7 protein-coding genes are annotated in these 12,838 nt (G+C 61.6%); 3 read left to right on the top strand and 4 right to left on the bottom strand.

The window, feature by feature from the left end:
- On the bottom strand, nt 1-927 hold the full coding sequence (locus tag JS82_01040) for a ribose 1,5-bisphosphate isomerase (GenBank protein ID QHK16798.1): 927 nt from the start codon (nt 925-927) through the stop codon (nt 1-3).
- Nucleotides 928-1,130: 203 nt separating this feature from the next.
- Nucleotides 1,131-2,048: a hypothetical protein gene (locus tag JS82_01035; GenBank protein QHK16797.1), complete on the bottom strand. Its 918-nt coding sequence runs from the start codon at nt 2,046-2,048 to the stop codon at nt 1,131-1,133.
- A gap of 594 nt (nt 2,049-2,642) precedes the next feature.
- Here JS82_01035 and JS82_01030 point away from each other — a divergent pair.
- On the top strand, nt 2,643-3,167 hold the full coding sequence (locus tag JS82_01030) for an adenine phosphoribosyltransferase (GenBank protein QHK16796.1): 525 nt from the start codon (nt 2,643-2,645) through the stop codon (nt 3,165-3,167).
- A gap of 204 nt (nt 3,168-3,371) precedes the next feature.
- On the opposite strand, the gene gltB is transcribed toward JS82_01030, so the two are convergent.
- Complete coding sequence (gene gltB / locus JS82_01025; protein QHK16795.1) at nt 3,372-7,793, bottom strand: glutamate synthase large subunit; 4,422 nt, start codon at nt 7,791-7,793, stop codon at nt 3,372-3,374.
- Nucleotides 7,794-7,808: 15 nt separating this feature from the next.
- On the bottom strand, nt 7,809-9,992 hold the full coding sequence (locus tag JS82_01020) for a glutamine synthetase type III (protein ID QHK16794.1): 2,184 nt from the start codon (nt 9,990-9,992) through the stop codon (nt 7,809-7,811).
- 292 nt (nt 9,993-10,284) lie between these two features.
- Here JS82_01020 and JS82_01015 point away from each other — a divergent pair, with 292 nt between their 5' ends.
- Both JS82_01015 and JS82_01010 read left to right on the top strand, forming a co-directional pair.
- Nucleotides 10,285-11,223 (top strand): hypothetical protein, encoded by a 939-nt coding sequence (locus JS82_01015; GenBank protein ID QHK16793.1) that lies wholly within the window; start codon nt 10,285-10,287, stop codon nt 11,221-11,223.
- Between the two features lies 1 nt (nt 11,224).
- Nucleotides 11,225-12,769: a hypothetical protein gene (locus JS82_01010; protein QHK16792.1), complete on the top strand. Its 1,545-nt coding sequence runs from the start codon at nt 11,225-11,227 to the stop codon at nt 12,767-12,769.
- Nucleotides 12,770-12,838: the final 69 nt, after the last annotated feature.

Raw genomic sequence — 12,838 nt, 5'->3', positions numbered from 1 at the left:
TCACTCCTTGAAAATCCCGTCTCCGAGCTGGCGCACCAGGATGTCGTAGACCGCCGTGGGCGGGACCATGCCCACCTCAGTGATTATGGCGTCTATGTACTGAGCCGGCGTGCTGTCGAATACAGGGTTGAAAATCTTCACCGATTCGGGGATCTCCCCGGGCCTGACGACCTCGGAAGTCTCCCTCTCCTCGATCTTCACCATGTCGCCGAACACCGTCATCGGGGAGAACTTGTAGGTCTCGCCGCAGACGTAGAACTGCGTCCTCGCCTCATGGGCCGCCAGGGCCAGCTGCGAGGTGCCGATCTTGTTAATCACCGCCCCGTGGGAGGTGATGGTGTCCGCTCCGACGAACACCTTGTCGGTGTCGTTCATGACGTAGCGGACGGCGCTGTCGATGATCATCGTCACGTCGACCCCGGCCTCCGCCAGCTGGGTGACGGTCAGGATCCCCTGCCTCCACGGACGGGACTCGGTGGCGAACACCCTGAACTCCCTGCCCTGGCGGTGGGCCTCCTCGATCACTCCCAGCGCGGCGCTGCTGTTGCAGTGGGTCATGACGGTGTCCCCGTCCTCAATCCTCTTGGCCCCTATGCGGGCGATGGTCTCCACCGCCTTCTCGGACCTCTCGCAGAACTCCCTGGCGTTGGTGATGACCAGTTCCCTGGCCTCGCCCACGCTGGAGGCGGACTCGACGCCCTTCACCGTGTAGTGTACCCCGTTCCAGAGCGACACCGCCGTGGGACGGGAGTCGAGGATTGTGGCGGTCGCCCTGTCCAGGTCCTCCCTGAAGGCCTCGAGCGAATTGCCCGTGTACCCTTCGGCGAACCTGCCCAGCGCGTCGGCTCCGGCACGTGCTATCCTGCCGGCACCGCGGATCGTCATGTCGCGGATTTTCTCCGATGTTTCGGCTATGATGTCTTGCACGGTTCCTGAATCACGCTCGTCAGATAATAATGAGATTGTCCTGAATCTCTATAGAATACGAAGAGACCGGAAGATGCTCGGAACATGTGGAAGCCGTCCCACAGCATCCGACATCCAGCGGGACACATCCATATACCTTCGGCGGAGAACACCTGTGCATGAGGGGAGAGGGGAAGCTCGGAGCGATGGTCCTGTACATCGTGTCACGCTGCGGATGCAACCGCAACTTCGGAAGGGTCATGCTCTGCAGGTTGTGCTACTTCAGCGACTTCGGCAGCTACGAGCTCCGCGGGGAATCCGTATCCGGATCCGACTACGTTCTGGCGAACGGCGGCCCCGAACCCGCCGGCATCGACGACCTCCTCGTCGACCTGGTCCGCAGGAAGCTGCTCAGGGTGTCGTTCCGCCACGGCTCCGTCTCCTATGCACTCCAATCCACCCCCGACCTCTCCCCGTTGACCTCCGGGGACATCTCGGTCCTGGACCACGCGATCTCCGCCTACGGCGGGATGAACGAGAGGATCCTCAGCTGGATGTCGCGCGAGGACGCGCCCTGCGCGGGAAGGACGCCATCGGAGGTCCTCGACTACTCCGCCGTCCGTCTCAGGGACGTCAGGACGTCCGCCGTCGGCTGGGCCTGAGGGAAGCTCCGTGGAGTCGATGACCTCGCGGACTATGCGACGGACCTCGTCCATGCCGTATGTCAGGTAGATGGCCGCGAGCAGCGCCTCGAAGGAGTCGGCGCGCATGTTCTCCTCGATGACCTTCCCGTCCGGACCGTGATGGCCGCCGCCGACGCGCATCATGCCGTCTATGCCGAGCCCGTACGCCAGGACCCTTTCTGAGATCCTGCGGTTGGCAACGCGGTCCTGCTTGTAGTCCGTCATGGCCCCCTCCCTCAGATCCGTGTCCGAGTACACCTCCTCGCAGACGACGAACTCGAGTATCGCGTCACCCAGGAACTCTAGCCTCTCGTAGCTCTCCCCTCCGCGCTCGTTCGTGTAGCTGTCATGGGTGAGCGCTTGGCAGAACAGTGCGAGACCGTCCGCTGGGACCATACGGTAGCGGAACGGGTCACGGGCCAGGAACTGACGGACCTCCATCTCGAAGTCGGACTCCATCGACCGACGGTAAGCCGACTGCGGATTTAGTGGTTGTTGATGCGTATTACGGAAGATGAATAACCATTGGTAACAGCCGTAAACTGAGAAATGATCGAAGACATACGACGATCGTACGCTATCCTGAGAGGTCGAATCGACTTGCACTATACTTAAACATTTGTACGATGTACGAAAATAGATACGATATTCGTACAAATGTTACGTTTTCGAGGTATATCGCAATGAATTTGACGATAATCGTAAAAATATCAGTGTAATTCGTTTATGAAACTATATGTTTTATATACTTGCAAAGCGTACTCATTCGCAGGAGGTAAGAGAGCTATCAGTAAACGGAAAGTAACTGGGATCTGCGGCGAGACCGACATGAACACCGGCGTCTCGAAGAAAGACTGGTCGTTGGACACTTATCTCCCGACGGCGCTCTGATTCGGTCGGTTGCAAGACTCGACTGATGACCGCAACAAACGGGCCTCAGCGCCCCCTTACCCTCAAAGGGGCCGATCAAGAAGGGCAGGGTTCTCGTGCCTGCCCAGTTCCGGGTTGTTCCGATAATCATGTTTTTAAAGTGCTCGTTTCTACCATCGTCCCATGACCGCATTGAGGGACTATGTTACCGAGATCCCCAATTTCCCCAAGAAGGGAATCCTGTTCAGAGACATCACCACCGTCCTCAGCGACAAGGACGGATTCAAGATGGCCATCGACGGCCTCATCGACCTCGTGAAGGACATTGACTTCGACTACGTCGTCGGGACCGAGTCCAGGGGCTTCATCTTCGGGGCCCCCGTCGCATACGCCCTCAACAAGGGGTTCATCCTCGTGCGCAAGAAAGGGAAGCTCCCGAGGGAGACCATCTCCGAATCCTACGATCTGGAGTACGGCACCGCCGAGGTGGAGATGCACATAGACGCCATCCAGCCCGGCCAGAAGGTCGTCATCATCGATGACCTCATCGCTACGGGTGGCACCGTCGAGGCTGCCATCAAACTCGTCGAGAGGGAGGGCGGAGTCGTCGCCAAGGTCGCCTTCGTGATGGAGCTCGCTGGACTCGAGGGCAGAGAGAAGCTCAAAGGCTACGACGTGGACTCCCTCATCGTCTACGAGGGAGCCTGAAAAAATTCAGGGTTTGGCGGGTGTCCATGGCCCGCCGGACCCAGGCACAAACTCATCATTTCTGCAGTCGCATGATTTTTCGAAGGACGATCGCCCTTCTGGTCGGGAGCCGAGACTGACATCCGTTCTGAAACATCGAGCCCTCGCCTTTGGCCTCTGTGCGACGAGCGCGGCAGGTGGTAGAGACGGGGGCTGTCGCCCCGGTCACTCCGATTCCTGCTCCAGCAGCAGCTTGTAGCCCACGGGCATGACCTTGAGGAACCTGGGGAGGTAGCCCTCCCAGTCCTCCAGGATCTCCCTGGCCCTGGGACTGCCCGTCTCGGCGAGATGGCGCTCGATCATGGACCTGAGCTCCGATACATCTGCGTCCGACTCCACCAGGGAGAGCTCGACCATGTCCATGTTGCAGTGTCTGTCGAAGTCCCCGTCCTCATCCAGGACGTAGGCGATTCCCGCGGACATTCCGGCGGCGAAGTTCCTGCCGCATCTGCCGAGGATCGCGACCCTGCCCCCTGTCATGTACTCGCAGCAGTGGTCTCCGGCACCCTCGGCTACAGCGACTGCGCCGCTGTTGCGGACGCAGAACCTCTCCCCGACCGATCCCGCCACGTACAGCTCCCCGGATGTCGCCCCGTACAGGAGCGTGTTCCCGGCGATGACGTTGCCCTCTGGAACCGAACTCCCGGGACTGACGACGATCCTCCCGCCGGAGAGACCCTTGCCGACGTAGTCGTTGGCGAGACCGTTCATCCTGAACGTTATCCCCTTCGTCAGAAACGCACCGAAGCTCTGTCCGGCAGCGCCGACGAAGGTGATGTCGATGGTGTCGTCCTCGAGTCTCGCGCCCCTGCGGACGGCCTCCCCGGACAGCATGGCGCCGACGGAGCGGTCCACGTTCGTGAGCCTGTACTTGAGCGACACCTTCCTTCCCGTTATGAGGGCGTCACCGCAGTCCTCGATGATCCTGCGGTCGAACACCCTGGCCAGGATGTCCTCCTGACCCCTGACGCATGAGTCGTCGCCCGCCACATGTGCCAGCATCCTCGAGAAGTCCAGGGATGCGGCCTTGCCATCCCCTGACTTCTGAACGAGGAGGTCCGAGCGTCCGACGATCTCGTCCAGGCTCCTGAAGCCCATCTCCGAGAGGATCCTGCGGACGTCCTCGGCCATGAACCTCCAGTAGTTGACGACGTGCTCGGGCCTGGAGTCGAACCTCGCCCTGCGCTCCGGATCCTGTGTGGCTATCCCCACAGGGCAGGTGTTGGTCTGGCACCTCCTGCACATCACGCATCCCATTGCGACCATCGGCGCCGTGGCGAAACCGAAGTCCTCCGCGCCGAGCAGTGCGGCCACTATGACGTCCCTGGCGGTCTTGAGCTGACCATCGACCTGCAGGCGGACGCGGCAGCGGAGGTCGTTGATCTTGAGGGTCTGCTGAACCTCCGCGAGACCGGTCTCCCAGGGAGACCCGGCGTACCTGATGGACGAGAGCGGGCTGGCACCGGTTCCCCCGTCGCCTCCGGAGATGAGGATGACATCCGCCCCGGCCTTTGCCACTCCGGCGGCGACCGTTCCGACACCGGACTCGGAGACCAGCTTCACGCTTATCCTGGCCCGGGGGTTGATGCACTTGAGGTCGAATATGAGCTGCTTCAGGTCCTCTATGGAGTATATGTCATGGTGCGGAGGAGGCGAGATCAGGGTGATCCCCGGGATCGTGTGCCTCGTGGCGGCGATGACCTTGTCGACCTTGAAGCCCATCAACTGGCCGCCCTCTCCGGGCTTGGCCCCCTGTGCGACCTTGATCTGCAGCTCGTCCGCGTTGACCAGGTACTCAGCGGTGACCCCGAACCTCCCGGACGCGACCTGCTTGATCGACGACCTGAGGTTCCTGCCGTCGGGGCCCGGGACGAACCTCGCGGGGTCCTCCCCTCCCTCTCCGGTGTTGCTCCTGGACCCGATGGAGTTCATCGCCTCCGCCAGGGTCTCGTGGGCCTCCCTGCTGATCGCTCCGAACGAGATCGCACCGACCTCGAACCTCTTCATGATGGACTCTACCGGCTCGACCTCCTCTATCGGAACCGGCTCGCCGGTCCTGACGTCCAGGAGATGGCGCAGGAAGAACCCGCCCCCGTCCTCCATGCCGGCGAAGCGGTCGTAGTCTGCACGACTACCGTTGACCGCCGCGGACCTGAGGGCCTTGACGGCGTCCGGTGTCCAGCTGTGACGCTCCCCGTCCTTCCTGTACGCGTACTCACCCTTGTCCTGGACCTGTCCGGACGCGGAGGCGTCATGCATGGCGAGGTACTCGGACGCGATGCCGTCGAGCCCGATCCCACCTACCGCGGAGGACGTGTTCCCGAAGTAGCGCTCCGCCACGGCGGAGTCGATGCCTATCGCATCGAACAGCCTGGAACCGCGGTAGGACCTGATCGTGGCTATGCCCATCTTGGACATTATCTTCAGGAGACCCTTGTCCACCGCCTTCAGGTAGTTCGATTCGGCGGTGTCGGCATCCATCTTGATCCTGCCTGTGTCCACCATGTCCTGCACCGCTGCGAAGGCCAGGTACGGGTTCACGGCGTTGGCCCCGTATCCGATGAGGAGGGCGAAGTGCATGACCTCCCTCGGCTCCCCGGATTCGACCACCAGCGCGGTCTGGAGACGCTTCCTTGCGGCTATGAGGTACTGATGCACGGCGGACAGCGCCAGGAGCGAGGGCATCGGAGCCCTCTCCGCGGAAACCCCACGGTCTGAAAGTATGATGAACGAGGCCCCGGCGTCGACCGCCGCCTCGGCCTCCGCGCACAGCCTGGAGACCTCCCTCTCCAGAACCCCGGGGGACCTGTCCGCGGGGAACGTCGTGTCCAGGGTGACCGCGTCGAACCCCCTGTATCTGAGGTTCCTGAGAAGGTCCAGCTCCCTGTTGGTGATGACCGGGCGCCTGGACTTGACGACCCTGCAGAGCTTGGGGGCGGGATCCAGGATGTTCTGCTGGACCGACCCTATGTATCCAGTGATGGACATGACAAGCTCCTCCCTGATCGGGTCTATCGGGGGGTTCGTGACCTGCGCGAACTGCTGACGGAAGTAGCTGAACAGGGACTGGGGCCTGTCTGAGAGCACGGCCAGAGGGGCGTCGTATCCAGCCGACCCGACGGCCTCCTTGCCGGTCACGGCCATGGGCTCCATCACCTTCGCGAGGTCCTCTGCTGAGTACCCGAATCCGGCCAGCAGCATCTCGTAGCCGTCGACCTTGCGGCCGACCTGCCTGCCCGACGACAGCGTGCCCAGGTCGAGACGGTTCTGCTCGAGCCAGTCGCGGTACGGGTACGCGGTTGCCAGGGCCTCCTTGATCTCGGCGTCCTCGATGACGCGGCCCTGGCCTGTGTCCACCAGCAGCATCTTTCCGGGTCTGAGGCGCCCCGTCTCCACCACGTTTACGGCATCCAGCGGGATGACACCCGCCTCCGACGCCAGGATCATCATGCCGTCGTCGGTGACACAGTACCTCGCCGGACGCAGGCCGTTCCTGTCGAGCATCCCTCCGGCGAGCCTGCCGTCGCAGAACAGGACCGCCGCAGGGCCGTCCCACGGCTCCATCAGGATGGAGTGGTACTCGTAGTACGCCTTGAGGCTGTCCGGGATCGGGTTCCTGTCGTTCCAGGACTCCGGGATCATGATGGACAGCGCGTTGGGCATGCCCTTGCCGGCCATGACCAGGAACTCGAAGACGTTGTCGAGGGTGGCGCTGTCGCTCATCCCGGACTGCATTATCGGGAAGATCTCCTCGGTATCCGGGATGGCGTCGGTGTGAATAAGGCTCTCGCGAGCCTGCATCCACGACCTGTTGGACCTTATCGTGTTTATCTCGCCGTTGTGGCAGAGCATCCTGAACGGCTGAGCAAGCTTCCACGCGGGCATCGTGTTGGTGCTGAACCTGGAGTGCACCATGGCGACCGCCGACTCGAACAGAGGATCGCTGAGGTCGCGGTAGTACGCCCTGAGCTGCTCCGGCGTGAGCATGCCCTTGTAGACCATGCACCTGGTGGACAGGCTGCAGATGTAGAAGTCCCCGGAACCTGGGGCTCCGGAGGAGGCGATCCTGTTGCCGACGACCTTCCTGACCCTGTACAGCTTGCGCTCCAGGACCTCCGGGCTGTCGTAGGATGTGACGAAGATCTGGACTATGCGGGGCTCCCCATCCAGGGCCATCCTTCCCGGGACCGTGTGGTCCACGGGAACGTCCCTCTCCGCGATCACGTAGAGCGCGCGGCGGGAGCACTCCTCCCTGAACATGGCCATGAAGCCCTCCGCAGCCTCCGGATCCCTGGGGAGGAAGAACAGTCCGGTGCCGTACCTTCCGGCCTCCGGCACCGGGATCCCAAGGGACTCGATGAAGCGGTGCGGGACCTGCACCATGATGCCCGCCCCGTCGCCGCTGCGGCCGTCGCCGTTCTCGGCGCCCCTGTGGGCCATGTTCTCCAGAAGCTCCAGCCCGTACTCGACGATGCGGTGCTCCTTCCTCCCGTCTATGTTCACCGCCATGCCGACGCCGCATGCGTCGTGCTCGTAGCGGGGGTCATAGAGTCCTCTATTGTGTGAGTCTGCGAATGGGTCGTCCAAGCTACCACCGGCCTATCAGCGGATGAACAGGAGCTCGCGGTACTTCGGAAGCGGCCACATGTCGTCGTCGACGATCATCTCGAGGGCGTCGAGATGCTCCCTTATGGATTCCAGGTAGGGCACGACTATGTCGTGGAACTGGACCGCCTTCTCCCTCTCGCAGTCGATGGCGTTGATCCTGTCGCACTCGACCTCCATCGCGACCGCCTGGGCGCGGGCCTCGCTGGTGTGCATGGCGATGTCCTTGATGATCTGGATCTCGCCTGCGGCTACCTGCTGGAACTCGTCGGCGTCCGTGAAGATCTCCTTCATCTTGGACACGTTGTCGAGCAGGATGGACTGGTACCTCGTGGACACGGGCAGGATGTGATTGGCGGTGAGGTCCGCCAGGACCCTGGCCTCGATCTCGATCTTCTTGCTGTAGATCTCCCAGTTGATCTCGGTCCTGGCCTTGAGCTCGACCTCGTTCATGACCCCGACGGCCTTGTAGGTCTCGATGGTCTTGGGGGAGACGAACGCATCGTAGCAAACGGGTGCGGACGTCTCGCAGTCGAGGCCGCGCCTCTTCGCCTCGGCCTTCCACTCCTCGGAGTATCCGTTCCCGTCGAAGCACACGTCCTTGCAGGCCCTGTACGTCTCCCTGGTCTCATCCAGGAGAGCCTGGACCACCGATGCCCCGTCTGCGATCCTCCTGTCGACGGCCTCCTTGAACTTCGTTAACTGGTTGGCGACGATGGTGTTGAGGACGGTGACAGCGGATGAGCAGTTCGCCGACGAACCGACGGCCCTGAACTCGAACCTGTTGCCTGTGAACGCGAACGGGGACGTCCTGTTCCTGTCGGTGTTGTCGATCAGCAGCTCCGGGATCTGGGGGATGCCGAGGCTGTAGCTGCTCTTTCCGCTGATCCTGACCATGTCGTTGCTGTTAAGGAGCTCGTCGAAGGCAGCGGACACCTGTGACCCCAGGAAGGACGAGATGATCGCGGGAGGGGCCTCGTTGGCACCGAGCCTGTGGGCGTTGGAGGCGGTCATCACGGACGCCTTGAGGAGGGCGTTGTTGTCGTACACCGCCTTGAGGATGTTCGCTGCGAACGTGAGGAACCTGAGGTTCTCCATCTCGGTCTTCCCGGGGGACAGCAGTCCGATGCTGGATGTGCCGATGGACCAGTTGCAGTGCTTCCCGGACCCGTTGATGCCGGCGAAGGGCTTCTCGTGGAGGAGGACCTTGAACCCGTGCTTCTCGGCGACGGTCTTCATGACCGCCATGAGCTCCAGGTTGTGGTCGATGGCGAGGTTCGCCTGCTCGTAAACGGGAGCGATCTCGAACTGGTTGGGCGCGACCTCGTTGTGCCTCGTCTTGATCGGGATGCCGAGCTTGTAGCACTCGAACTCCAGGTCCTTCATGAACTCCAGGACCCTGCTGGGGATGCATCCGAAGTAGTGGTCCTCCAGCTGCTGGTTCCTGGCGGAGTTGTGTCCGACCAGGGTCCTCTCGGCCATGATGATGTCGGGGCGCATCGCGTAGAGCGAGGCGTCCACCAGGAAGTACTCCTGCTCCCATCCGAGATAGGAGTACACGAACTCGTCCTCGATTCCGAAGTACTTGAGGACGTCGGCGGTCGCCTTGGCGATGGCCGCCTCTGACTTCAGGAGGGGCGCCTTGTAGTCCAGGGCCTCCCCTGTGTATGAGATGAAAACCGTGGGGATGCACAGCGTGTCCCCCATGACGAACGCGGGCGAGGAGGGATCCCATGCGGTGTATCCCCTGGCCTCGAAGGTGTTCCTGAGTCCCCCGCTGGGGAAGGACGACGCATCAGGCTCCTGCTGGCAGAGGAGCTTCCCTGTGAACTCCTCCAGGCTCTCCCCCTTCCCGTAGGGCTCCGCGAAGGAGTCGTGCTTCTCGGCCGTGCCTCCGGTCAGAGGCTGGAACCAGTGGGTGTAGTGCGTGGCGCCCATGTCCATAGCCCAACGCTTCATTCCGGCGGCGACCTGCTCCGCAACGTCCCTGTTGAGGGTGACGCCCTGCTCGATCGACTCGTACACCTTCTGCCTGGTGTCCGAGGAGAGGTACTTCCTCATGTTCTTCCTGTTGAAAACATAGCAGCCGAAGTAATCGGAGGTAGCCGGCGCAGGAGGTACCGCCTTCACGGGGGGCCTTACGAACGCCTCTTCCACAGCGTCGAACCTTGTGTAGGACATGGACCCACATTCAACGTCACATCTTAATAAACCTTTCGAATTGGCCGAGATAAAAAATCAGTGATTTGAGAAATCATTAGACAAATGTCTATGATAGAAACGACAATCCCGAACGAATCTATACATTTGCTCAGTATCATGGGGCATCTGTGCACATGCGTCGGATGAATCCCGCGATATGCCCTCGCATTATACCGTTGTTCTATTCGTGCGCGACACGCACGCGCGACTAAACTGGACCCATGCCAGCGTTCTTAACCGTGGACGTCCATACATCCTGCAGGGAAGGGACATGGTTTTCAAGCTCTTCAAAAGCGGAGACGAGCTCTACGACGAGGGCAAGGAGCTCATCAAGAGAGGCGAGTACGGCAAGGCCCGCGACTATCTCCAGAAGTCGATAGACAAGGAGGGCGGGATCGACGATGCCGCAGCCGTGAAAGTCGCCCTCATAGACCTGAGGGAAAGGCTGACCAACGTCAACGCCTACAGGAACCTCCTGAGCGCCCTCGAGAGATTCACGAGCCATGACAGGTTCGAGTTCGGACTCACGGAGATCTCCCGCGACGAGCTCATAACGGAGTGCCAGCTGACGATCAGGAAGATCGAGCTCCTCTCCAGCGGCGGCGAGGGGCAGGCCCTGATGGACAAGGGTAAGCAGATCCAGAAGCTCGCACAGGATTTCCAGAGCAGGATCGGCGAAAAGAACCTGATCATATTGGAGCTGTTCAAGAACGACACCTCCGTGACCGGTATGACCGAGTTCTTCAACCTGATGGCGGTGTCCTACGAGTGCATGGCCGACGCGGTCGTGTGGGACAACCCATCCCAGGCCGCGGAGTACGAGCAGATCGCGATGGGGTACCGCCAGCAGAACGGGCAGAGCGGTGACACCAACATGGCCAAGGTCAGGGCGTACTCCACCACATGCACATGCTGGCTGTGCGGCAGGATAGCCACCGGAGAAGGGATCCACTTCTTCTCGGCACCGGCTGACGTCTCACCGGCGCTCGACGACAAGGACAAGCCCACTGCGAGATCCAGGCCCGACGGGGACCCACAGCACATCTACATCTGCCGCGCCTGCTACTCGGCTGTGTCGAACCGTTCGGACGAGATCTCCAGAGGATACTACAACCAGACTATGCAGGAGATGCGCGCCATGGAGGCGAGACTCCAGGCGCAGATCGCCGCCCTGCAGAGCCAGATAGCCTTCGCAAGGATGGGCAGATGAGATGGACGAGATGATTGAGCTGCGGTGCAAGTACTGCGGGGCACCGCTCGACCGCAAGGACATAGAATCCGATTCGCCGTACGTCACATGCCCCAGCTGCGGGACCACGCAGCAGAGGGTCGACGCCAAGGCGTACATGGACCAGATGATGGCCCAGATCAAGTCCTGGATAGGGAAGGCCATCCCCGGAGGGTTCTCGCTGTCGCAGACCGACAACGTGGACCCCATAGCCAGGCACAACATATTCGTGAACAACGTCAAACCGATGCTGGACGTGGAGCTAAGGGAGTACAGGTTCGCGCTGAACTCCGTAATCTCCTCGCCCCTGATCGTCCTCCCATTCAGCAAGGGGGAGCCGGCGAAGACGGACCACACCTCGACGCAGGCGTTCGAGTTCAACGCCAAGCTGAAGAGCATCGAGCCGCTGGCGGTGGACCAGGAGAGTAAGACGTCCATCACCGACGGAGAGAACCTCGCCTCGGCGTACGCGATGATCGTGAACAACTCCAACCTGCTGACGGACACAACGCCCGGAAGGTTCGCGCTAATGTCCAACAACTTTAAGGACTCGGCCGAATCCGTCAGGAAATGCAACGGATACGAGCCGCTGGCAGCCCGCCTGGAGGCGCTCTCCGAGGTGTGCGCAGCGTCGGACATGGTCCTTAACGGCGACGCATCCGGATGCGCGCTGAAGACGGAGTCTGCGATATCCAAGCTGGAGGCCGCGAAGAAGGACATACTGGCGAATCCGAAGATGGCCGTCATGATCAGGGCAGTGGACATCGAGATAGGCCAGTGCAGGACCCTGAAGAACGTCACGGAGATGGTGATGAACGGCAGGACCAAGGACCCGCTCAAGATGCTGGACCTGGTCAACCAGCTGTCGAGCATCGACTACCCCCGGTCCCGCGAGTGGGACCGCCTGCTGGGAAGGCAGGAGAGGGACTTCGAACTCTACGGGTACGTGGAGGGCATCGTGTCCGCCAAGAACGGCGGCACCCTCCCGATCTGCCCCGGCGCCGGGGACATCCTGTACCCGTTCTGGGACGTGGACCTGAGGTACAGCTTCACCACGGGGTCGTTCCTCTCGAAGAAGACGGTGGAGGTCAAGGAGGACCTCCTGGTCCCGGCGACCTTCACCGCATCGGCGGAGGCCCTCGGGAACCCGCGCTCGGGACTCACGGACATCTTCGCCGCCGCGCCCGACAAGTCCTTCTTCGACCGCATGAAGGGCGACCAGGACAGCATCAGCGGCGGAGCCGGCATCGGCAGGCTCGCCGACTCGGCGGCCGAGAACAGCCCCGGGTCCAGGGAGGTCGTCATCCCCCTGAGCACCAAGACCGAGGCCGCGAGACTGGTCGAGTGCTACCTCGACCAGAGCTCCAAGACACACAGCCAACTAAAACTCAGCAAGCCGAGCGTGAAGAGGTTGATCTACATCCCCTGCGGGAAGTCCGTGAACGGAATCACACTCCCGAAGGAGTTCGACCGCCTCGCCCCGGCGATATTAAGGAACACCGATCTGGAGAAGACACTCAGAATCTGAAGGAGGGATGGAAAACGAGCGATGGATCCAAAGGCCTGAACCCCAGGACCTGGAACGCGATATCGGCGG

The sequence above is a fragment of the Methanomassiliicoccaceae archaeon DOK genome, from assembly GCA_009911715.1.
GTDB lineage: Archaea > Thermoplasmatota > Thermoplasmata > Methanomassiliicoccales > Methanomethylophilaceae > Methanoprimaticola.
This window is presented reverse-complemented; position numbering and strand designations above follow the sequence as displayed.